General features: G+C 40.7%; 20 protein-coding genes and 1 pseudogene. 6 read left to right on the plus strand and 15 right to left on the minus strand.

Going from position 1 to position 21,553, the window contains the following annotated elements; translation table 11 throughout:
- The first annotated feature begins 1 nt into the window (after position 1).
- Together blpB and blpC are read left to right on the plus strand one after the other, a co-directional pair.
- The gene (gene blpB / locus FOA33_RS07360) at positions 2-1,363 is read left to right on the plus strand and encodes a peptide export ABC transport accessory protein BlpB (RefSeq protein ID WP_221161140.1); all 1,362 of its coding nucleotides are present in this window, start codon (positions 2-4) and stop codon (positions 1,361-1,363) included.
- Positions 1,364-1,419: 56 nt separating this feature from the next.
- On the plus strand, positions 1,420-1,575 hold the full coding sequence (gene blpC / locus FOA33_RS07365) for a quorum-sensing system pheromone BlpC (RefSeq protein WP_000360258.1): 156 nt from the start codon (positions 1,420-1,422) through the stop codon (positions 1,573-1,575).
- A gap of 42 nt (positions 1,576-1,617) precedes the next feature.
- Here blpC and FOA33_RS07370 read toward each other — a convergent pair whose 3' ends face one another.
- The 3 genes from FOA33_RS07370 to FOA33_RS07380 are packed head-to-tail and all read right to left on the minus strand — an operon-like array spanning position 1,618 to position 4,052.
- Positions 1,618-2,958, minus strand: a complete 1,341-nt coding sequence (locus tag FOA33_RS07370) for a sensor histidine kinase (RefSeq protein ID WP_221161141.1) — start codon at positions 2,956-2,958, stop codon at positions 1,618-1,620.
- Positions 2,959-2,971: 13 nt separating this feature from the next.
- The gene (locus FOA33_RS07375; protein WP_070800389.1) at positions 2,972-3,709 is read right to left on the minus strand and encodes a response regulator transcription factor; all 738 of its coding nucleotides are present in this window, start codon (positions 3,707-3,709) and stop codon (positions 2,972-2,974) included.
- A 4-nt stretch (positions 3,710-3,713) separates the two neighbouring features.
- A complete protein-coding gene (locus FOA33_RS07380; RefSeq protein ID WP_001106571.1) occupies positions 3,714-4,052 on the minus strand; it encodes a LytTR family DNA-binding domain-containing protein in 339 nt (112 codons plus the stop codon).
- A gap of 278 nt (positions 4,053-4,330) precedes the next feature.
- Between FOA33_RS07380 and FOA33_RS07385 the strand changes: the two genes are divergently transcribed.
- Positions 4,331-4,660 (plus strand): helicase BlpT, encoded by a 330-nt coding sequence (locus FOA33_RS07385; RefSeq protein ID WP_221161142.1) that lies wholly within the window; start codon positions 4,331-4,333, stop codon positions 4,658-4,660.
- Between the two features lie 57 nt (positions 4,661-4,717).
- On the opposite strand, the gene FOA33_RS07390 is transcribed toward FOA33_RS07385, so the two are convergent.
- Positions 4,718-5,767 (minus strand): ABC transporter permease, encoded by a 1,050-nt coding sequence (locus FOA33_RS07390; RefSeq protein WP_221161143.1) that lies wholly within the window; start codon positions 5,765-5,767, stop codon positions 4,718-4,720.
- Complete coding sequence (locus tag FOA33_RS07395; protein WP_221161144.1) at positions 5,764-6,495, minus strand: ABC transporter ATP-binding protein; 732 nt, start codon at positions 6,493-6,495, stop codon at positions 5,764-5,766. The genes FOA33_RS07390 and FOA33_RS07395 overlap by 4 nt, the downstream gene beginning before the upstream one ends.
- Before the next feature lie 67 nt (positions 6,496-6,562).
- On the opposite strand from FOA33_RS07395, the gene FOA33_RS07400 reads away from it, so the two are divergent.
- The 3 genes from FOA33_RS07400 to FOA33_RS07410 all read left to right on the plus strand — a co-directional run bounded on the left by FOA33_RS07400 (position 6,563) and on the right by FOA33_RS07410 (position 7,991).
- Entirely contained in the window at positions 6,563-6,973 is a 411-nt protein-coding gene (locus FOA33_RS07400; protein WP_221161145.1) for an HIT family protein, read from the plus strand.
- A gap of 9 nt (positions 6,974-6,982) precedes the next feature.
- Positions 6,983-7,270 carry a hypothetical protein gene (locus tag FOA33_RS07405; RefSeq protein ID WP_221161146.1) on the plus strand — a complete coding sequence of 96 codons (288 nt, stop codon included), beginning with the start codon at positions 6,983-6,985 and terminating at the stop codon, positions 7,268-7,270.
- A gap of 67 nt (positions 7,271-7,337) precedes the next feature.
- Positions 7,338-7,991 (plus strand): hypothetical protein, encoded by a 654-nt coding sequence (locus FOA33_RS07410; RefSeq protein WP_259664487.1) that lies wholly within the window; start codon positions 7,338-7,340, stop codon positions 7,989-7,991.
- 77 nt (positions 7,992-8,068) lie between these two features.
- On the opposite strand, the gene dnaJ is transcribed toward FOA33_RS07410, so the two are convergent.
- From dnaJ to glnA, 10 genes and pseudogenes are all read right to left on the minus strand, one after another.
- Complete coding sequence (gene dnaJ, locus FOA33_RS07415; protein WP_221161148.1) at positions 8,069-9,205, minus strand: molecular chaperone DnaJ; 1,137 nt, start codon at positions 9,203-9,205, stop codon at positions 8,069-8,071.
- A 311-nt stretch (positions 9,206-9,516) separates the two neighbouring features.
- Complete coding sequence (locus FOA33_RS07420; RefSeq protein WP_049477992.1) at positions 9,517-9,861, minus strand: VOC family protein; 345 nt, start codon at positions 9,859-9,861, stop codon at positions 9,517-9,519.
- Positions 9,862-9,882: 21 nt separating this feature from the next.
- Complete coding sequence (gene dnaK / locus FOA33_RS07425) at positions 9,883-11,706, minus strand: molecular chaperone DnaK (RefSeq protein WP_221161149.1); 1,824 nt, start codon at positions 11,704-11,706, stop codon at positions 9,883-9,885.
- A gap of 485 nt (positions 11,707-12,191) precedes the next feature.
- Complete coding sequence (gene grpE / locus FOA33_RS07430; RefSeq protein ID WP_221161150.1) at positions 12,192-12,707, minus strand: nucleotide exchange factor GrpE; 516 nt, start codon at positions 12,705-12,707, stop codon at positions 12,192-12,194.
- Positions 12,708-12,733: 26 nt separating this feature from the next.
- On the minus strand, positions 12,734-13,768 hold the full coding sequence (gene hrcA / locus FOA33_RS07435; RefSeq protein WP_221161151.1) for a heat-inducible transcriptional repressor HrcA: 1,035 nt from the start codon (positions 13,766-13,768) through the stop codon (positions 12,734-12,736).
- 160 nt (positions 13,769-13,928) lie between these two features.
- Positions 13,929-14,441, minus strand: coding sequence for a DUF2812 domain-containing protein (locus FOA33_RS07440; RefSeq protein WP_221161152.1), 513 nt, complete (start codon positions 14,439-14,441; stop codon positions 13,929-13,931).
- 34 nt (positions 14,442-14,475) lie between these two features.
- Positions 14,476-15,053 (minus strand): annotated as a pseudogene (locus tag FOA33_RS07445) (DUF2812 domain-containing protein).
- The gene (locus FOA33_RS07450) at positions 15,053-15,373 is read right to left on the minus strand and encodes a PadR family transcriptional regulator (protein ID WP_000423976.1); all 321 of its coding nucleotides are present in this window, start codon (positions 15,371-15,373) and stop codon (positions 15,053-15,055) included. Before FOA33_RS07450 ends, FOA33_RS07445 begins: the two are co-directional and overlap by 1 nt.
- A 157-nt stretch (positions 15,374-15,530) precedes the next feature.
- Complete coding sequence (locus FOA33_RS07455) at positions 15,531-19,886, minus strand: LPXTG-anchored SHIRT domain periscope protein (RefSeq protein ID WP_221161153.1); 4,356 nt, start codon at positions 19,884-19,886, stop codon at positions 15,531-15,533.
- A gap of 293 nt (positions 19,887-20,179) precedes the next feature.
- On the minus strand, positions 20,180-21,526 hold the full coding sequence (gene glnA / locus FOA33_RS07460; protein WP_001122897.1) for a type I glutamate--ammonia ligase: 1,347 nt from the start codon (positions 21,524-21,526) through the stop codon (positions 20,180-20,182).
- Positions 21,527-21,553: the final 27 nt, after the last annotated feature.

Below are 21,553 nucleotides of genomic sequence, written 5' to 3' on the forward strand. Positions count from 1 at the left end.
TATGAATCCTAATCTTTTTAGAAGCGTCGAGTTTTATCAGAGACGTTACCATAATTATGCGACAGTATTAATCATACCACTTTCATTACTGTTTACTTTCATCTTGATTTTCTCCCTTGTTGCCACAAAAGAAATTACTGTTACTTCCCAAGGAGAAATCACCCCTACAAGTGTCATTGCATCCATTCAGTCAACAAGTGACAATCCTATCCTTGCTAATCATTTAGTGGCAAATCAAGTAGTTGAAAAAGGAGACTTACTCATCAAATACTCTGAAACAATGGAAGAAAGTCAGAAAACTGCCTTAGAAACTCAATTACAAAGACTTGAGAAGCAAAAAGAAGGACTTGGAATTTTGAAACAAAGCTTAGAAAAAGCGACTGATCTTTTTTCTGGCGAGGATGAGTTTGGCTACCATAATACCTTTATGAATTTTACTAAACAATCCCATGATATTGAACTGGGTATCACAAAGACTAACACTGAGGTTTCAAATCAAGCTAATCTTGCCAATAGCAGTTCATCAGCCATCGAACAAGAAATTACAAAAGTGCAACAACAAATTGGAGAATATCAGGAGCTGAGAGATGCTATCATAAACAAAAGGGCACGCTTACCAACCAGCAATCCACACCAGTCAATTTTGAATCGTTATCTTGTAGCCTCACAAGGACAAACACAGGGAACTGAAGAGGAGCCATTTTTATCTCAAATCAATCAAAGTATTGCAAATCTTGAATCATCTATCGCAAGCCTCAAAATTCAGCAAGCTGGTATCGGAAGTGTAGCAACTTATGATAATAGTTTAGAAACCAAAATTGAAGTACTCCGCACTCAGTTTTTACAAACAGCTTCTCAGCAACAACTAACCGTGGAGAATCAATTAACAGAATTAAAAGTACAACTAGATCAAGCGACACAGCGCTTGGAAAACAATACCTTAACCGCTCCAAGTAAAGGTATCGTTCATCTGAACAGCGAATTTGAAGGTAAAAATAGAATTCCAACTGGTACAGAAATTGCTCAAATATTTCCTCTCATCACAGATACAAGAGAAGTACTAATCACTTACTACGTATCATCTGACTATCTCCCCTTACTAGATAAAGGACAAACTGTAAGATTAAAGCTTGAGAAGATTGGAAATCACGGCATTACCATCATCGGCCAACTTCAGAGCATTGATCAAACCCCTACCAGAACAGAGCAAGGAAATCTCTTTAAATTAACCGCTCTTGCAAAACTATCTGGTGAGAACAGTAAACTCATCCAATATGGCCTACAAGGTCGAGTCACTAGTGTAACTGCAAAGAAAACATATTTTGATTATTTCAAAGATAAAATTTTAACACATTCTGATTAATTTTCAGATAACACTCTAGAACTATTTATTATCTTATCAAAAAGGAGAATCATAACATGGATAAGAATCAAAACCTAACTTCATTTCAAGAACTAACAACTACTGAACTCAACCAGATTACAGGTGGAGGATGGTGGGAAAATTTCTTATATAGCGTTAATAGATATTCTCATAACATCACACAAGGACTTCATCAGCCAATACAACTATAAAAAAATAAGATCGAGATACAAGAACTCTCGGTCTTATTTTCATCATTCTGTATACATCATAGTAAGTATCTGACGAAAGACTTGATCTTGACAGATAGTATTGAGACTAGCATTGGGATAACTTTCCACTATCTTCACAACGGTATAAAGACCAACTCCTCTCTCCTCCCCTTTAGAACTAACTCCAAAAGAGAAGATTTCAGAAACATCTATGTCCTCTTCTTTGATGGAGTTTTCAATGATAAAGGTCTCCTGTGCCCCATTTTTAAAAAGGGCGATTGAAACATGAGGTTGACTGGCCTCTTCACTAGCTTCAATAGCATTGTCACAAAGGATAGACACAATGGTTAGAAAATCAAGTAGACTCATCCCCTCAACTTGAATCTCCTCAGGAACTTCGACATTAAAGACAATATCCTTTTCTCTGGCTTTTATAAATTTTCCTGCGAGGAGACTTTTGAGGGCACGATCCCGAATATTCACCAATCTACCAAGGTCATATTTGTTGTACTGCAATTTTTCACTAGAATCCTTCAAGACGGAGTCGTAGATCTCTTTTATCTGCTCCATATCCTCCTCTTCAATGCCTAGGCTTAAGCTGGTCAAGAGGTTGGCATAATCATGACGAAAGCTCCGAACTTCCTTATAAAGCTCCTCTATATGCCGACTATACCGTTCCATATCTCTATAGCGCAGGGCCTGTTCTTGGTTCAGTTTCTCCTGAAGTTTTTCCTTCAAATAGGTATCCAGCTTCTTGATAACCCCCATAAAAAAGAGCATGTAAAACACTAGGATCAGATGGCGAACAGTCTTTGATTGAATGCTTTGTTCATATTCAAAGAAAGACAGAGTTTCCATAACTAGATAGTAGGTTCCCATTATCCAGTTAATTTTAGTCAAGGACTTTTGAAAACCTTTATCTAGAATCTCCCTTCTCAAACTAGTAAAATCATAGTCCAACCATTTCAAAAAGACTAGAGAAATGAAGAAATTGAAAATCATTATACATAACCAAATAAATGAATAACTGTCATATACTTGCCCTTGTCCCAAAAATGGAAGAACAAAATAAGAAACACCTCTATAAAAGAGATTCACCAATATCATTGGAAAGAGACCATAAAAGAAAAGGAGTTTTTTAGGAAGCCCTCTTAACAATAAGAAAGATAACCCTATGCCAAACAAAGGTTCTATAAAATATGACAAATATTCACTCACAGCTAAAAATTGAAAAGTCGCAAAAATGGCCCCTAGGAGAAATTTCAGAAGAAAGGCCTTAAAAATCCTCTCGAAAGTAAGATCAATTCCATCTACCTTAAAGAAAATGACAATTTCTAGCCCATTAGTAATAAGTGTATACAATAATATCCAAGCAATATTCATAAATTCTCCTAGCTCAATGCAAATTATTGATAGCCTCAGAAACTTCCCTAACCTTATAACGCGCGATTAGACAACTTCCACCATTGGGAAAGAAAAGCAGTTTTTCTTTCTTATCCAAATGCACCACATTTGCAGGATTGATGAGAAAAGAACGATGACACTGCAAGAGACGAGGCTCCTGCTTGAGAACCTCCTCTAGGCTCGCCGTAAATTCCAGTCTATCCGTCTTGGTATAGAGAATAACACGATGGGCTCTAGGAGACGTTTCGAGATAGTAAACCTCTTTAAAAGGATACTGGAATTGAGCAAATTTTGATTTAAAATAAAAGCAATCTTCCGCCAGGCTTTTGCTGTCTTGACTATCGGCATAGAGAAGAGCTGTCTCGATACGAGACTCAAACTCCTCTGCCGACAAGGACTTATCAATGTAGTCCAAAGCAGACACTTGGTAGCGAAAGGACAGGGGCATAAACTCCGAGTGAGTCGTCACAAAGACGATCAGGGCATAAGGATCTCGATCCCGAATCTTTCTTGCCACTTCTAGGCCTTTCATCTCCTCATTTCGAATCTCAATGTCCAAAAAGAATAGCTGATGTGCTCCCTTCTCATGCATCTCTGCCAGAAGTTGGTCTGGCTTGCCAAAGACTTCAAAAGAGCTGGGAATGATATGATGTTCTTTCAAGAGTTTCTCAATCGTCGTTTCAATCCTAGCTTGTTGGGAGAAATCATCTTCTAAAACAAATATTCTCATCTTCTTACTCTCCTTGTTTCAACCATCTTTGGCGAATATCTCTATAGCGACGTCTGGCATACTGAACAGCATATCGACCTTCTTCTCCAAGAAAAAGAGTCTTTCTTTGGATATCCATGGATTTTAGCCGTTCAAGGTTAACCAGACAATTTCGATGACATCTCGTCAAGGTTTCTCCATATTGTTTCTCAAGATTGCTTAAATTTTGAAATAGATCAAAGCTAGCGTTTTCTGTAACAATCTGCACGGTATGGGCTTTGCTTGGATGCGTTTGGATATAGTAGATATCCTCTATGTTTAATTTGAAAATTTCTTTCTCTTTTTGGATGATAATGTAGTTCATGGATAAAACCTCCTAAAAAGAGGATAGCATAAGTCTAGAAACTATTTTTCACCAAATCCTAAACTGTTCTCAAAAATTCCTAAAGTGTCGAATCATTCGCAAAATAGCTATGATAACCTTACAATCATTTTATCATAAAATCCTGCAATTACCATTCAGGAAATTTCAATGACAATTAAAGATTTGAAAGTAGAAAAAGAGTTAAAAGTGATAGACTATGATTATAGAAAGACAATCACTTGAAACAACTTTAAAACCAGCACAAAGGAGGCATTCTCATGACAGATACAGACCCAATCAAAAGAGCTCAGAAACTGATAACTGAGTTAAACAAAGCCTACCAAGTCTGCAAACAGGCAACAGCTGACGATGTCCGCTTTCAGGAGCAGCTGAACAATATCCTTGACTTTCTCTCTAAAACTGAGACAGTGGATAATCGATTCTTGATTGAGCTGGAAAAATTTTACCAGACTTCCAGTCTTCTCCTGGGTCTTAGCGCTCTCAATCCAGATGCTCCTACTCGCGCCGCTTGGCGGGCCTATGACCGTTTCCACTTTGACCAAGTCAAAACCAAGCTAAGTCTCTACGGACCAACTATTATCTTGTAGAAAATAAAAGAAGCTGAGACAGAACTCAACTTCTTTTTTAGTGTCCTATAAGTAAGATTAATCCTGCATCTGACGTTTTACCTGATAAGGCAAATACAAGACTTGTAAAACCAGTCCAGCTCCAAGCAGGGCTAGAAGGGCTAGTTTTTCTTGGAGGGTAATCAAACCAACTATCAGTTGAACCATTAAAACAAAACCTGTCAATCCTCGGATAACTGCCTGTAGTCCTTTCTCTTTTTCACCCTTTTCTAAAGGAAAGAGCTGGGTCAAGTACTGGTAGTCAAAAGCACGATAGAGAGCCAATAACTGGAAAAGCATAAGGTAATTAAATAGAACCACCACTGCCGTTGCGATCCAAACTTGCTCGATAAAGAGCAAAGCTAACAAGGAAAGCAAGAGAAGCCTGAAACTGAGGGCAAAGAGGTCTCCATTTCGCAAGTAAGAACGGAGATAGAGGTTTTGCCAAATCTTGCTCGGCACTTTCTGAACTGTTCTAAGGATGAAATCCAGATAAGCGCGACGTTTGACACTATTTGAAACGCCCTTAACCTGAGTAAAGAGAGCAAAGAAACGAAGCAAAATTTGCTTGCGCTTGCTTTCTTGGAAGATCACATAGTCCCAGTCAAGCCCAGTCTCTGTGAAAAATTTGCTGGCTTTTTGACGAAAGAGGAGGTATTTCCCAGCTCCTAATAAAAGCACATAGGCAAGAAAGACTGACAAGCCATAGCCCATGGCTAAAAACAAGGGTGCAAATAAGAGTAAAAAGAGGGTTTGAACAATTATCCAGAAAACCAATGAACGCGACGTCTGTCCTTTGAGGTACAACTTGACCTCCTCTTCACTGACTAAGAGAAAGAGCTTGTCAGACACTTCCATGTAGGTCGCGATTCCTCCCCAAGCCAAAAGCAAGGCAGATACAATTCCCAAAAACAAGAGGATGGGCCAATGATTTTCAGGAAAATCTTGCAAGAGTTGACTGTACTGGTAGGCTAGAAAACCGATAAGAACTAACAGGAACAAGACAAAGTGGTCATTGAGAACATAACGCAGATAACCGACACACTCCTTACGAAAAGCCTGCTTTCGCTTTAAAAACAAGTCTTTCATAGCTCCTCCTCTTTGGTCAGAGCCAAGTAAATATCATTCAAACTCGCTTCAGGCATGTCAAAGGCCTCGCGGAGTTGCTGGAGGTTGCCCTGAGCCCGCACCTCTCCCTTGTGGAGGATAACAAAGGCATCACACATCTTTTCCGCAGAGTCCAGCACGTGGGTACTCATGAGAATGGATTTGCCTTTTTGCTTTTCTACTTCCAGAAGCTGAATCAGGTCCGCAATCGCAAGCGGATCGAGACCAAGGAAAGGCTCGTCCACGATGAAAAGACTTGGATCCACCACAAAAGCACAGATAATCATGACCTTCTGCTTCATCCCTTTTGAAAAATAAACAGGGAACCAGTCCAATTTCTGGTCCAGACGGAACATTTTTAACAAAGGTTCTACTCGCTCAAAAGCTATATTCTGATCAATACCGTAAGCCATAGCCACCGTTTCAATATGCTCTCTGAGGGTCAATTCCTCATACAAGCTAGGCGTTTCTGGGATGTAGCCAATCTGTTTGCGGTAGTTGGTCGCATCTTTTCGCAGAGTTAGGCCATTAATCTTAATTTCCCCACTATAAGGTGTCAAAAGACCGATAATTTCATTGATTGTCGTTGATTTCCCAGCACCGTTAAGGCCAATCAGACCAACCAACTGCCCACTTTCAACTGTAAAGGACACATCTTTCAAGACAGGGACGTGAACATAGCCTCCTGTCAGGCTTTTAATTTCTAACATATTTTCTCCGAATCTGGTATAATGTAGCTATATTATATCAAAATTCAATACAGTAGAGGTGGATTTTATGTCAGATTGCATTTTTTGTAAGATCATCGCAGGAGAGATTCCTGCTTCAAAAGTATACGAGGATGAGCAAGTTCTTGCCTTTCTTGATATCTCTCAAGTAACACCTGGACACACCCTCATTGTACCAAAAGAGCACTATCGCAATCTTTTGGAGATGGATGCCGCCAGCGCTAGCCAACTCTTTGCACAAGTGCCAACAGTGGCTCAAAAAGTCATGAAGGCTACCAAAGCTGTCGGCATGAATATCATTGCCAACTGCGAGGAAATTGCTGGTCAAACGGTCGTTCATACTCACGTGCACCTCGTACCTCGCTACAGTGCAGAAGACGACCTCAAGATTGACTTTATCGCCCACGAACCAGACTTTGACAAACTTGCCCAAGTCGCTGAAACCATTAGAAATGCCTAAGGAGTTGCCATGAAACTATCCAATCTATTGCTATTTGCAGGTGCTGCAGCTGGAAGTTATTTTGTCGTAAAACATCGCCAAGCCATCACAGAGGAGTTGATGGATACTAGCTACCGTGTCGAAGCTATGAAGGAGAATTTAGATGTCATTCAAAACAGCCTGCAAATCATCGACCAACAAAAAGCCCTTATCAAGGAATACCAAAAAGACTTGACTTACAAGTTCAAAGTTTTAGAAAAAGATTTCCAAACCAGACTAGCTGTGATAAAAGAAACACAGGAGCTTGAGGATAAGTAAAAAGAGCCAACAACTTTCCTTAAATCCATTTTGGGTTGTCAAGTCCAAACAAAGAAGAGGAATGAAAATGAAACAGTTTGTAAAAGTTCTAGCGAAGATCATCGCGATCCCTTGCGGCTGCCTCTGCCTTCTTGTAGCCTTGGCATTTCTACTAGTGGCCAATCTTTTCAAGGCTTCACCGAGTGACATCCGTGAGGGGAATGAAGCCTTAAAACAAATCTTTATCTCCCTTGACCTCCCTCCCGAGAAAGTAGAATCAGATGGAAGGTATCAATTTGAGGGTGGAGGCTTAAATTTTTATGTTACTTTCTCAGATGAGGTTATCAATAGTCACCCCGTCCTAAAAGAAAGTCCAAAACTTACCAAAAACCGACTCGAAGTCTATGTCCTACAGGCAGGGGATATTTCATGCTATAAGGTAGGAGACAACTTGTTCAATCATGGTTTAATACAATTTTTAGAAAAGGAAAGTGAGAAGTATTTCCAAGAAATCGGAAAGACATTTAACCCTAATTACTCAATTCTCTTTTGGGATGATCAGGAAAATCTTAAAAAGGGAATTGCATTCTATGAAAAAGCTTTGACTTTAGTGGATATTCAGGATAATTCGGCGATCAAACATATCGATACTCTCACTGTGAAACCTGGCAAAGAAGCGGAAATCAAGCAACTCATTCAGGAGATGGATGAGGCTGGCTTGCTCACTCAAAAGTACAAATAGTAGACTAACTGGAAAATGATTTTTTGACACTAAATTTTTAATGATAACAAAAAAAGAGCCCATCGGCTCTTTTTGTTTTATTCTCCTTCAAAGGCATCTTTTATATGGTCAAAGAAGCCTTTTTTCTTTGGATTGACTTTCAAGTCACCTGCAGCTGCGAACTCTTTAAGCGCTGCTTTTTGGCGGTCGTTCAAACCTGTCGGAGTTACGACATTGACAGTCACGTATTGGTCACCAACGGCACCGCCACGAAGGCTCGGTGCTCCCTTACCACGTAGACGGAATTTCTTGCCAGTCTGAGTTCCTTCCGGGATGACCAATTCGACATCACCATGCACGGTTGGAATTTCCACAGTATCACCAAGGGCTGCTTGGACAAAGTTGAGGTTCAGATTGTAGAAGATAGTGGTTCCTTCACGTTCAAACTTATCACTAGCTTCTACTGAAACCACCACATACAAGTCACCATAAGGTCCACCGTTAAATCCTGCTTCACCTTGACCCGCTAGGCGGATTTGTTGGCCTGTTTCCACACCAGCAGGGATCTTTACATGTACGCTATGAGCTTGTTTTTCATGACCTGTACCGTGACAAGTTGTACATGGGTCTTTGATTTCTTTTCCACGACCATGACAGACATCACAGGTTACTTGGCGACGCATCATACCAAGAGGAGTCTGCGTATCGACGTTAATGACACCAGCACCATGACAGCGTCCACAAGTGACTGGACTTGTCCCTGGCTTAGCACCAGATCCATTACATGTACGACAGCTTGCTTCACGGTTGTACTTGACTTCTTTTTCAGTTCCGAAGATAGCTTCTTCAAAGGTCAAGTTCACACGATACTGGAGGTCATCCCCTTGACGAGGGGTGTTTGGATTGCGCGAAGCACCGCCTCCTCCAAAGAAACTTGAGAAGATATCCTCAAAACCACCGAAGCCACCTGCTCCGTCAAAGCCACCGAAACCGCCAGCACCACCAAAGCCACCGTTGGCACCTGCAGCACCATATTGGTCGTAGGCTGCACGTTTTTGGTCGTCACTCAAGGTCTCATAGGCTTCTTGAACTTCCTTGTATTTTTCCTCAGCGCCAGGTTCCTTGTTGATATCTGGGTGGTATTTTTTCGAAAGCTTACGATAAGCCTTTTTGATCTCGTCTGCCGAAGCGTTTTTTGACACCCCCAGACGATCATAAAATTCAGTATTGTTCATACAAGATACTAAGAGCGAACAGAAAGCGACTGAAATTTAGGAAGCCGACAAGAAATCCTGATTTCTTAGGAGGTTTATCTAATTTCTAAGCTTTCCGCTCGAGTTCAATTACGAACACCCTTATTCCTTTCTATTAATATTACGGAACGAGACCACGATTTAGGTCGGGTTCAATTCCTTTCTTTCATATTGATGAGATAAAACCCAAACCACTCAAGTCCTATCCCTTTTTACCGAAAAACAGAGGCTGGGTTGCAACCTCTGGATTTCCAATTTGTATTAATTCAACCATTTAAATTGAAATGACTCTTTTATTTTTTATACTTCAACTGATACTTTTTCTCTACTGCGTCATAGCTAGCAACTGCAATCATAATAATGTCTTCATTACTGTAATTCTCAGCCCTTACTTGTCGTGTTATAGAATAATCGTCATCACCTGAGTTTTCCTCGATACCTTCTAAATATGTTGGAAAGACTGTATCTGTATGAAATTTTACTCTTGTAATTTCATCATCTTGACTATAATGGATTTCTAAAAATTTATTACCAACGATATCATCCAAATAATACAAAGAAATTTGTTGTTCATTATTCTTACGGTAGATTTCTAAACCGTTTTTCTCAAGTTTGGCAATTAATTCATCAACTTTCATTAAATCCTCCTGACTTATAGTTTACTTTTCAGTAAACTCTCCGTCTACGACGTCATCGCCTGCGTTTCCTGTTGCTTGTGCGCCTTCTGCTCCTGCTTGAGCTTGTTGAGCTGCTGCGGCTTGTTCGTAGAGTTTAACAGCAAGGCCTTGAGCTTTTTCGTTCAAAGCTTCGAGTTTCGCTTTCATTTCGTCCAAGTTGTTGTCTTCTTGGGCTTTCTTAAGCTCATCAAGGGCAGCTTGGGCAGCGTCGCGTTCTGCGTCGAAGCCTTTGCCTTCAGTTTCCTTGATTGTCTTTTCAGTCGCAAAGATTGCTTGGTCTACTTCGTTACGAAGGTCAACTTCTTCCTTACGTTTCTTATCTGCTTCAGCGTTAGCTTCTGCATCTTTCATCATGCGGTCGATTTCTTCGTCTGTCAAACCTGAGTTCGATTGGATCACAATGGTTTGTTCTTTTTGAGTTCCAAGATCTTTAGCTTTAACAGACACGATACCGTTCTTATCGATGTCAAATGTTACTTCGATTTGTGGAATACCACGAGGTGCAGCTGGGATATCTGTCAATTGGAAACGTCCAAGAGTCTTGTTATCTGCTGCCATTGGGCGTTCACCTTGAAGAACGTGGATATCAACGGCTGGTTGGTTGTCTGCTGCAGTTGAGAAGACTTGTGACTTAGATGTTGGAATAGTAGTGTTGCGATCGATAAGTTTTGTAAATACTCCACCCATTGTTTCGATACCGAGTGATAATGGTGTTACGTCAAGAAGGACAACGTCTTTCACATCACCAGTGATCACACCACCTTGGATCGCAGCACCCATGGCAACTACTTCGTCAGGGTTTACTGATTTGTTTGGCTCTTTACCAGTTTCAGCCTTAACAGCTTCTACAACGGCTGGGATACGAGTTGAACCACCAACAAGGATAACTTCATCGATTTCTGACAAGCTCAAACCTGCATCTGAAAGGGCTTGACGAACTGGAACTTTTGTACGTTCTACAAGGTCACGAGTCAAATCGTCAAATTTCGCACGAGTCAAGGTCATTTCTAAGTGAAGAGGTCCAGATTCACCAGCAGTGATGAATGGCAAGCTGATTTGAGTTGAAGTTACACCAGAAAGGTCTTTCTTCGCTTTTTCAGCCGCATCTTTCAAACGTTGAAGAGCCATCTTGTCAGTAGACAAGTCAATACCATTTTCTTTCTTGAATTCTGCAATCATGTGGTCAATGATTTTTTGGTCAAAGTCGTCACCACCGAGTTTGTTATCCCCTGCAGTCGCCAATACATCAAAGACACCGTCACCCAATTCAAGGATAGATACGTCGAATGTACCACCACCAAGGTCAAATACCAAGATTTTTTCTTCTTTGTCAGTCTTGTCCAAACCATAAGCAAGAGCTGCTGCAGTTGGTTCGTTGACAATACGTTCTACTTCAAGACCAGCGATTTTACCAGCGTCTTTTGTAGCTTGACGTTGTGCATCATTGAAGTAGGCAGGTACTGTGATAACAGCTTTAGTTACTTTTTCACCAAGGTAATCTTCAGCGTAACCTTTCAAGTATTGAAGGATCATAGCTGAGATTTCTTGCGGAGTGTATTCTTTTCCATTTGCAGAAACTTTTTCAGAAGTTCCCATCTTAGATTTGATAGAGATAACTGTATCTGGGTTTGTGACTGCTTGACGTTTTGCAGCATCACCAACGATGATTTCACCGTTTTTGAATGAAACTACAGATGGAGTTGTGCGGTTTCCTTCTGGATTTGCGATGATTTTGCTTTCAGTTCCTTCAAGAACTGCTACTGCTGAGTTTGTTGTACCTAAGTCAATACCGATAATTTTAGACATGTGTTTTTCTCCTTAAATTTTAATTCGAATTTTGATTTTTTGATATTCCCCTTAAGTGGTGGGGACGTGAGCAACTCCCTACGGGATTTCATCACTTATTTTTGAGCCTATTGTCTCAAAAATCCCCTGTTTCAGTAGCAAAAGCTACTGAAACTTTCACCACGGCGGGAAATATCTTCCTTGCAAGCCTCCGGCTTGCTTTTTATCTTTCTTTCATAGTTTATTGTCGTTTCGGACAAGGTTTTAATGTATATATGTTGCGACACGAGGAGTCGAAATCGATATTATTTCGACGACGAGTTAGTAAGGAGGCTAGGCAAACGCCATAGCGATTGCCGTTTTCTGACGAGTTGCTTTAGCTACCGTCAGAATTACCTAATCGAACACGCCCTAAGCTCTGGGTAAAAAAGATAGATTTTCTTGTGTTCATCGAACACTTCGTCAATCTCCTATTTTTACTGTGAGCTTTTTACGGGCTTTGTATCCTAGTTATACACCACCACCATTGCTGGTCTTAGAATGCGGTCATGGAGTTTGTAGCCTTTTTGGAAGACTTGTGCGATGGTATCTGCTGGATGTTCATCATCCGCTGGGAGAGTTTGGATGGCCATGTGATAGTTATGGTCAAATTCGCCGTCAGCTGCGATTTCTTCGATTCCTTCGTCTTTCAAAGCATGAACCAAGCTTTCTTGCACCATCTCTAGTCCTTTTTTGACATCTTCTGTCAAACCTTCAACAGCCAGAGCACGTTCTAAGTTGTCGAGCGATGGTAAGATTGCTTTTGCCAGATCTTGGCTACGATAACGTTGCAAGTTTTGACGTTCTTCATTGGCACGGCGTTGAATATTTTGCATTTCTGCATGAGCGCGAAGGTATTTATTTTCAAACTCATCCGCACGTTCATTTGCCAAATCCAACTCAGACTTCTCAGGAGTTGTTTCTTCAGTTGTTTCCACAACTTCCTCTTCTTTCATTTCTTCGTTCTTTTTATCTTGGGCCATGTTCGCCTCCTTTAATGATTTCAAAATTAATTTACTTCGTAATGATTACTGCTGAGGTAGCGATAAAAATCTGTCAACTTCATGGTCAAAACACGATTGACCACATTGACTTGGTTGACCAATTGCTGATAATCTAGACTGACTGGACCGATAATCGCTAGAATTCCAAAACCTCGATAAGGAATGAGGAACTTACTGCTAATCACCGCCAAATCAGCTAGACAGGATTCCTGACTGTCTGCAACACGGACATTTTGCATTTGATCTTCATGCAGACCCTCACGAATCTCTAAAGCCACCTTTTGCGGTTGGTCAAAGAACTGATAGGCCGCTAGATTGGCAAAATTCAAGAGATTAACCTTGCCAGATACTACAATGTTTTCGCTGAACATTTCTTTAAAAATGTGTTCAAAGAGATCCATGACATTGTCCGTTGTTGTGAAGTAACGCTGGATAATCTGCGGAATCTCCGTCCGAATCTTGTAGTGAATATCCAGAACGGTGTGACCGAGGAAACGTTCCTGAATGATGTTCTTCAGTTTCAGCAAATCTTCCTGCAAGAAATTTCTTGGAATCAAAAACTGACTGGTAACTGTTCTAGACTCATCAAGCGTAAAAACAGCAAGAGCTGTATGTTGCCCGAGGACAACAATATCAAAAGCTGTTAGCTTCTGCCTACTTGGTTCTACATCCAGCGCTACAACCGTACAACCACTCAAATCTGTTAGTAGATTGGCGGCCTCTTGCAGAATATCCTCCAGTTTGAAGAACTCCTGATCAAAGGCTTTGACAATCTCGTATACCTCATTTTCAGCCAGTCTGTCAAAAGCCAGCGAGTGTTTCACATAGTACTGAAAACCAGCAACACTTGGCATCCGACCGCTTGAGGTATGAGCTTTCTCAAGCAAACCTTGCTTTTCTAAAGCCGCCATATCATTACGAATGGTAGCACTGCTAGAGTTAATAGACTCTTGCAAAGCTTTGGATCCGACAGGTTCGTGCGTTTTGGTAAAGATGTCAATAATCAGATTTAAAATATCCTGCTGACGCTCTGTAACCATCTCATCACTCCTCTCTGTCCGATCGATTAGCACTCTATGCACTCAAGTGCTAACTCATGATTCTATTATACACCCTTAGAAGAGAATGTCAAGACAAAAACTCAAAAAATTAGCACTCTTTTGCTAAGAGTGCTAAAAATCAGTCTGAAGACCTAGAATCTTACTTCTCATCTACTTGGTATTTCCTTTTAAGTCTGTAATATCCATAGATCAGATAAGAAATTAAACAAGCGTATAAAACGAAAGTAATAAAGAAAGACTGAGACAAGTTTTCTCGATACAAACTCATGCAAACAACAAGACCACCTGAAAAAGTGGCTATACAGGAACGAAGTCTAGACCGCATAACTTCCCATCTGAGACCCTTACTCATATAGACTTTCTCCTCTGAAAGTATATCAGAAGTTGGTTTACGAAGAATTGAACAAAAACCTGTTTCTATCAATTCCCAACCGCTATTTCTAAACTCTTGTAGTTCATGCTTATACTTTTTAAGAAATCTAGAATCACAGATATGATAGATGACATCATCTGGTTGGCATTGTTCAAAATAGAAAAAGCCCAAACGGTTAGTTCTATACCTCCAGCCTTTCAAGTGCATCTCATGCAAATATTCTTCTTCCTTGTCCAAATCAACTATTGTAAAAATCCGAAATTGCTTTTTATTTATCATGACTTTCCCTCCAATTTTGAGCATACCTACCCTATCATAAATCTGATAATTCCTTCTTTTTATGCCATAACTTCCAGCTAATATAGGCAACTATTAACAAAAGGATTAAAGACAAGAAAATATCTAGCCCGGCCGTAAGAAAACTCCATAGACCATACGCATTACTTCTATTGGGCAATTTAAGTAAGAATGGTATATGTATGGCTAGCAAAAGTAAAGCAGGTACTAACCGCAGTCTTAAAATCCGTTTGACCACAGCTAACTTCCCGGCCGCGTCATTATAAATTTCAAACTCAGCATCCGACTCAATTCCAGAATGAAGCTTTCTAAAGTAGGAAAAACCATTAAAGTCTGTAATATGCTCCCATCCACAGTCTTTAAACAGTTGCAAATAGGAGGCTCTCTCTCTGATTTTTTCATTGGATAAAAGTCTAACTGATAAGACACCTGCTCCGGTTGGCACTTTTCAAAGGTATACTTAACTGCAAACAACAAGATAGAGTAGGTTACTTCCTTGAGCTTCCACCCCTCAGAATGCATTTTTCTAAGATATAAAGCCTCTCTATCATAATCCGCAATGGTAGAAATTCTATAAATAACCTTCTTTCCCATCATCCTTCCTCCCGACTATTTCTATAGAGCCGCTCAATACGTTTCAATTCAATATCTAAGACTTTGCGTCCCAAATCTGTTATCTGATAAATTTTCCGTTTTTCCTCTTCTCGGACAAAGAAAATCAAGCCATCCTTTTCCATCTTTGACAAGGTCCCATACATAGTTCCAGGACTAATCGAAACTTGCGAATCTGTCATCTCCTTGACCTTTTGTGTGATACCATATCCATGGTTCTCCTTCTGTAAACAAAACAAGATATAAAAACCCGTTTCAGTCATGGGAAGGTAAACACGCCTAATCTTATCTGTTAATTCCATTTAACCACACCTCCTATTCAGTTCGATATATCGCACTTCGTTATATAAACTATATCACACCTCGATATAAAACGCAAGAAAAAGAGAGAACGATTTCTCGTTCTCTCTTCTTATACTACGGAATTAAGCAGTTAATCTCTCATTTACTAAGAGTAACTTAGTCTTTCTTGCGAAGGACAAAAGCTGCTAGGCTTGCAAAGGCAAGACCGATGATTGAAAGAAGACCAGATACTGCAGAGCCTGTGTTTGGTAACAAGGTCTTAGTTTGACTACTTCCTTCTTCTGGTTGGCTATTATTTCCAGAATTGTTAATTGGTGCCGGGGTAAATTCCCAAGTACCGACGAAGTGGGCATCCGCTCCATTGATGGTTTCTGATGCTTTGTCATAGGACTTAAAGCTCCATGTACCTTCTGCAGTCTTCACTTCTGTTTGACTTGGTTGCGTTGGCGTTACTTGGCTGCCGTCCTTCAAGTCTGTTTGATCTGCCGGAAGCAAGACTTTCACTTCTTGCGGAAGTTCTTTACCAGGGGTTCCACTGACAAACTCATGTGTTGCCTTGTAAGTTGGCGCTGGGGTGAATTCCCATGTGCCTACAAACTTAACATCTGCTCCATTAATTGTTTCCGATGTCTTGTCGTATGACTTGAAGCTCCAGGTACCTTCTGACGTCTTCACTTCTGTTTGGCTTGGTTGTGTCGGAGTCGCTTGACTACCGTCTTTCAAGTCTGTTTGGTCTGCTGGAAGCAAGGTTTTCACTTCTTGTGGAAGTTCTTTGCCAGGGGTTCCACTGACAAACTCGTGAACTGCTTTATGAGTCACTGTTGGAGCTGGGCTTTCTGTGAATTCCCATGTACCTACAAACTTAACATCCGCTCCATTGATGGTTTCTGAAGTCTTGTCGTAGGACTTGAAGCTCCAGGTACCTTGTGCCGTCTTCACTTCTGTTTGGCTTGGTTGTGTCGGAGTCGCTTGACTACCGTCTTTCAAGTCTGTTTGGTCTGCTGGAAGCAAGGTTTTCACTTCTTGCGGAAGTTCTTTTCCTAGAGTTCCGCTGACAAACTCGTGAACTGCTTTATGAGTCACTGTTGGAGCTGGGCTTTCTGTGAATTCCCAAGTACCGACGAAGTGAGCATCCGCTCCATTGATGGTTTCTGATGCCTTGTCATAAGACTTAAAGCTCCATGTGCCTTCTGCCGTCTTCACTTCCGTTTGACTTGGTTGTATTGGAGTTACTTGGTTGCCATCTTTCAAGTCTGTTTGGTCTTCTGGAAGCAAGGTTTTCACTTCTTGCGGAAGTTCTTTTCCTAGAGTTCCGCTGACAAACTCGTGAACTGCTTTATGAGTCACTGTTGGAGCTGGGCTTTCTGTGAATTCCCATGTACCTACAAACTTAACATCCGCTCCATTGATGGTTTCTGAAGTCTTGTCGTAGGACTTGAAGCTCCAGGTACCTTGTGCCGTCTTCACTTCTGTTTGGCTTGGTTGTGTCGGAGTCGCTTGACTACCGTCTTTCAAGTCTGTTTGGTCTGCTGGAAGCAAGGTTTTCACTTCTTGCGGAAGTTCTTTTCCTAGAGTTCCGCTGACAAACTCGTGAACTGCTTTATGAGTCACTGTTGGAGCTGGGCTTTCTGTGAATTCCCAAGTACCGACGAAGTGAGCATCCGCTCCATTGATGGTTTCTGATGCCTTGTCATAAGACTTAAAGCTCCATGTGCCTTCTGCCGTCTTCACTTCTGTTTGGCTTGGTTGCGTTGGTGTCGCTTGACTACCGTCTTTCAAGTCTGTTTGGTCTGCTGGAAGCAAGGTTTTCACTTCTTGTGGAAGTTCTTTTCCTGGCGTTCCACTAACAAACTCGTGTGTTGCCTTGTAAGTTGGAGCTGGGGTGAATTCCCAAGTACCGACGAAGTGAGCATCCGCTCCATTGATGGTTTCTGATGCCTTGTCATAAGACTTAAAGCTCCATGTGCCTTCTGCCGTCTTCACTTCTGTTTGGCTTGGTTGCGTTGGTGTCGCTTGACTACCGTCTTTCAAGTCTGTTTGGTCTGCTGGAAGCAAGGTTTTCACTTCTTGTGGAAGTTCTTTGCCTGGAGTTCCGCTGACAAACTCGTGTGTTGCCTTGTAAGTTGGGGCTGGGGTGAATTCCCAAGTACCGACGAAGTGAGCATCCGCTCCATTAATGGTGTCAGAGGTCTTATCGTATGACTTGAAGCTCCATGTACCTTCTGACGTCTTCACTTCTGTTTGACTTGGTTGTGTCGGAGTCGCTTGACTACCGTCTTTCAAATCTGTTTGATCTGCTGGAAGCAAGGTTTTCACTTCTTGTGGAAGTTCTTTGCCTGGAGTTCCGCTGACAAACTCGTGTGTTGCCTTGTAAGTTGGGGCTGGGGTGAATTCCCAAGTACCGACGAAGTGAGCATCCGCTCCATTGATGGTGTCAGAGGTCTTATCGTATGACTTGAAGCTCCATGTACCTTCTGACGTCTTCACTTCTGTTTGACTTGGTTGTGTCGGAGTCGCTTGACTACCGTCTTTCAAATCTGTTTGATCTGCTGGAAGCAAGGATTTCACTTCTTGCGGAAGGTCTTTTCCTGGCGTTCCACTAACAAACTCGTGTGTTGCCTTGTAAGTTGGAGCTGGGGTGAATTCCCAAGTACCGACGAAGTGAGCATCCGCTCCATTGATGGTTTCTGATGCCTTGTCGTAGGCCTTAAAGCTCCATGTGCCTTCCGCTGTCTTAACCTCTGTTTGGCTTGGTTGCGTTGGCGTTACTTGGTTGCCATCTTTCAAGTCTGTTTGGTCTGCTGGAAGCAAGGATTTCACTTCTTGTGGAAGTTCTTTACCTGGAGTTCCGCTGACAAATTCGTGTGTCGCCTTGTAGGTTGGCGCTGGAGTGAATTCCCAGGTTCCTACGAAGTGTGCGTCTGCTCCATTGATGGTTTCCGATGTCTTGTCGTAGGACTTAAAGCTCCATGTGCCTTCCGCTGTCTTAACCTCTGTTTGACTTGGTTGCGTTGGCGTTACTTGACTGCCATTAGGTAAATTCTTTTCTGTTGCTGGAAGCAAGGATTTTACTTCTTGTGGCAACTCTTTACCTGGAGTTCCACTGACAAATTCATGGTGTTTTTCGTAAAGAAGAGCAGTGCTCACCTGATTAGAAGGAGCTGATAAGTTATCAACATGCAAGGTTACAGTGTTGTTAATTTTTTCAGGTCCTTTTTCTTCCACTTTTTTGTTTGTAACTGTTTTATAAGTGATAATAATCTCAGTGGCAGAATTTGATTTTATGTATTCAGGTGTCATTTTAACAGTAACTGTTTGACCTGACTTCTCAATTGTATAGTCACGTCCTTCTTGCAGAGTCACTCCACCTGATTCAACTTTAAGTTCTTTATAGTCCAAACGATCATCAAAATTTTGAACCATCTCAATAGATGATGGAGCTGCTAAAAGATCTTTACCAGGTACTGGCACTTTAAAAGTAGCCTTATAGGTTACATCCTGCCCCTCTTTAGCTGGAATCTCAGTAGGTTCTACCTCTAGGACTGGACTTGGGTCGATCTTTTCGACATAAAGCCCAAATACAGCCGAACAGGTTTCCGTTGATGAATAACCGAAATTCATGCTGTTACTATTTGATCGAAGAGCTAAACCCGAGATGTTATTTTCAGCATTACTACCATTTGTACTTTGTGTAGCAATCCATGAAGTATGATCACTTGTTTCTTCCTGTCGTAAGACATTGGCATTGTTCATTAATCGAAGGTTCACATCGTTCTTATAGTTTTTAACATAGAAGGTTTCCTTCAAATTGTTTGCATCAATTGCATCAATATCTGTTGGTTTCATGACCAATTTCAAGTCTGTTTCTGTCCCATCAGCATAGCGAATTTCTGCTGTAACATCAGCATCAATCCAAAATGCTTTATTCATAATGTAATTATGATTTGCATCTACGTAAGGAACATTCCCAATTTCAAAGGCACTCTTTTCCCACAATTCTGAGATTGAGAAGAATTCGACAGTAGATTTTTGAGTATTATCCATCTCAGACCTTGCTTGTGCAGTATTGAGGTAGTGAAGAGTTACCTTATTAAATTTTAAGTAAGCATCTACTTGCTTTCCGTGAACGTTACCAATATTTGTGAATTTTAGAAATAAAGGATTTTCAAAAACTTGGTCTTGTTTTTTACTTTTATCTACTTTAAGAGTAAAGTTTTCCATCTCACCTGGATAAGCACCCCCACTTAGATATTCATAATGGGGATTTGATAGATGAAACTGATCAACAGACTGTGATTTAGATAAAATACTAGCATTGTTAATATTTAAATTAAACTTACGAATATCTAAGGTAGAGATATCCGTTCCATTTTTAATCTCTTCTAATGCAGCATAAGACTGAACCGGAAGAAGAAAAATAGAAAAAAGTAAAACAATCAGGCCAATATAAGCCTTTGTTTTTCTACCTAAATTAGTAGAAAACGGCACTTTCATGCCTCTTCTCCATTTCATAATTAACCTCCAAACTAAAAATGATTTGTATACAATCATTTTAAAAAGAAATGTTCACCTCATTTTAACATAAAACTATTTCAATTTAAAGGAAATACAGAAAAAAACTATTTTCCCGCATCCCTATACTATTATTTGTTTCGACATATTAACAGATGGTACCGTAAAACTTCCAAAAATACTTTTTTGTATTATTTATAAAGAATAGCCTTCTCTGCTAATCATAACATTATAGTTGTAGTCTCATTTCAACAAAAAAAGATTGCCCAATCAGACAATCTTTTTTTATGTTCTTAATACAAGTCAAGATAATTATCAACTTCCCATTGTGAAACGAAGGTTGCATAGCTAGCCCACTCGATACGTTTAGCTTCGAGGAAGCTAGTGTAAATGTGTTCACCTAGGGCTGCCTTGACCACTTCATCTTCTGTTAAAGCTTTCAAGGCGTTATGAAGAGTTGATGGAAGATCGGTAATTCCAGCTTCCTTACGCTCTTCTGCTGTCATGATGTAGATATTTTCTTCGATAGGAGCTGGTGCTTCGATTTTGTTTTCAATACCATGCAAACCAACTTCCAAAAGAACAGCCATAGCGATGTATGGGTTTGCCATTGGGTCCACTGAACGCAGTTCAAGACGAGTTCCCATACCACGTGAAGCTGGTACGCGCACAAGTGGCGAACGGTTACGACCAGCCCAAGCAATGTAAACAGGCGCTTCATAACCTGGAACCAAACGTTTGTATGAGTTAACTGTTGGGTTCATGATAGCAGTATAGTTGTAAGCATGCTTGATCAAACCACCAAGGAAATGATAGGCCGTTTCAGATAACTGCATTCCTTTTGGATCATTTGGGTCAAAGAAGGCATTGTTTCCTTCTGCATCAAACAAGGACATATTACAGTGCATACCTGATCCAGCAATACCAAATTTTGGTTTCGCCATAAAGGTTGCGTAAAGACCGTGTTTGCGAGCAATGGTTTTTACAACGAGTTTAAAGATTTGAATCTTATCACAGGCACGGAGGACTTCATCATACTTGAAGTCAATTTCATGTTGTCCAACCGCGACTTCGTGGTGACTTGCCTCTACTTCAAATCCCATTTTGGTCAAGACATTCACAATCTCACGACGGGTATTGTCTGCAAGGTCAGTAGGGGCCAAATCAAAGTAGCCACCCTTGTCATTTACCTCAAGAGTCGGATCCCCATTTTCATCCAGTTTAAATAGGAAGAATTCTGGCTCTGGCCCAAGGTTGAAGGATTTGAATCCTACTTCTTCCATGTGACGAAGAGCACGTTTCAAATTGCCACGAGGGTCACCTGCAAATGGTTTACCTTCTGTTGTATAGACATCACAGATCAAACCTGCAACACTTCCGTTTTCATCTCCCCAAGGGAAGACTGTCCATGTATCCAAGTCTGGGTACAAGTACATATCTGACTCATTGATACGTACAAAACCTTCAATAGAAGATCCATCAAACATAGCCTTGTTTGACAAGACTTTATCTAACTGTTCATCTGTAGCAGGAATTTCGACGTTTTTCATCGTTCCCAAAATATCTGAGAACATGAGACGAATAAAGGTAACATTTTTTTCCTTGACTTCACGACGAATATCTGCAGCTGTGATTGGCATGGTTTTTCTCCTTAATATATGACTACT

It is taken from the genome of Streptococcus cristatus, assembly GCF_019685515.1.
Lineage (GTDB): Bacteria > Bacillota > Bacilli > Lactobacillales > Streptococcaceae > Streptococcus.

Coding starts and splice junctions, on each gene's coding strand:
- blpB (WP_221161140.1), top strand. CDS start 2: ATGAATCCTAATCTTTTTAGAAGCGTCGAGTTTTATCAGAGACGTTAC.
- blpC (WP_000360258.1), top strand. CDS start 1,420: ATGGATAAGAATCAAAACCTAACTTCATTTCAAGAACTAACAACTACT.
- FOA33_RS07370 (WP_221161141.1), bottom strand. CDS start 2,958: ATGAATATTGCTTGGATATTATTGTATACACTTATTACTAATGGGCTA.
- FOA33_RS07375 (WP_070800389.1), bottom strand. CDS start 3,709: ATGAGAATATTTGTTTTAGAAGATGATTTCTCCCAACAAGCTAGGATT.
- FOA33_RS07380 (WP_001106571.1), bottom strand. CDS start 4,052: ATGAACTACATTATCATCCAAAAAGAGAAAGAAATTTTCAAATTAAAC.
- FOA33_RS07385 (WP_221161142.1), top strand. CDS start 4,331: ATGACAGATACAGACCCAATCAAAAGAGCTCAGAAACTGATAACTGAG.
- FOA33_RS07390 (WP_221161143.1), bottom strand. CDS start 5,767: ATGAAAGACTTGTTTTTAAAGCGAAAGCAGGCTTTTCGTAAGGAGTGT.
- FOA33_RS07395 (WP_221161144.1), bottom strand. CDS start 6,495: ATGTTAGAAATTAAAAGCCTGACAGGAGGCTATGTTCACGTCCCTGTC.
- FOA33_RS07400 (WP_221161145.1), top strand. CDS start 6,563: ATGTCAGATTGCATTTTTTGTAAGATCATCGCAGGAGAGATTCCTGCT.
- FOA33_RS07405 (WP_221161146.1), top strand. CDS start 6,983: ATGAAACTATCCAATCTATTGCTATTTGCAGGTGCTGCAGCTGGAAGT.
- FOA33_RS07410 (WP_259664487.1), top strand. CDS start 7,338: ATGAAACAGTTTGTAAAAGTTCTAGCGAAGATCATCGCGATCCCTTGC.
- dnaJ (WP_221161148.1), bottom strand. CDS start 9,205: ATGAACAATACTGAATTTTATGATCGTCTGGGGGTGTCAAAAAACGCT.
- FOA33_RS07420 (WP_049477992.1), bottom strand. CDS start 9,861: ATGAAAGTTGATGAATTAATTGCCAAACTTGAGAAAAACGGTTTAGAA.
- dnaK (WP_221161149.1), bottom strand. CDS start 11,706: ATGTCTAAAATTATCGGTATTGACTTAGGTACAACAAACTCAGCAGTA.
- grpE (WP_221161150.1), bottom strand. CDS start 12,707: ATGGCCCAAGATAAAAAGAACGAAGAAATGAAAGAAGAGGAAGTTGTG.
- hrcA (WP_221161151.1), bottom strand. CDS start 13,768: ATGGTTACAGAGCGTCAGCAGGATATTTTAAATCTGATTATTGACATC.
- FOA33_RS07440 (WP_221161152.1), bottom strand. CDS start 14,441: ATGATAAATAAAAAGCAATTTCGGATTTTTACAATAGTTGATTTGGAC.
- FOA33_RS07450 (WP_000423976.1), bottom strand. CDS start 15,373: ATGGAATTAACAGATAAGATTAGGCGTGTTTACCTTCCCATGACTGAA.
- FOA33_RS07455 (WP_221161153.1), bottom strand. CDS start 19,886: ATGAAATGGAGAAGAGGCATGAAAGTGCCGTTTTCTACTAATTTAGGT.
- glnA (WP_001122897.1), bottom strand. CDS start 21,526: ATGCCAATCACAGCTGCAGATATTCGTCGTGAAGTCAAGGAAAAAAAT.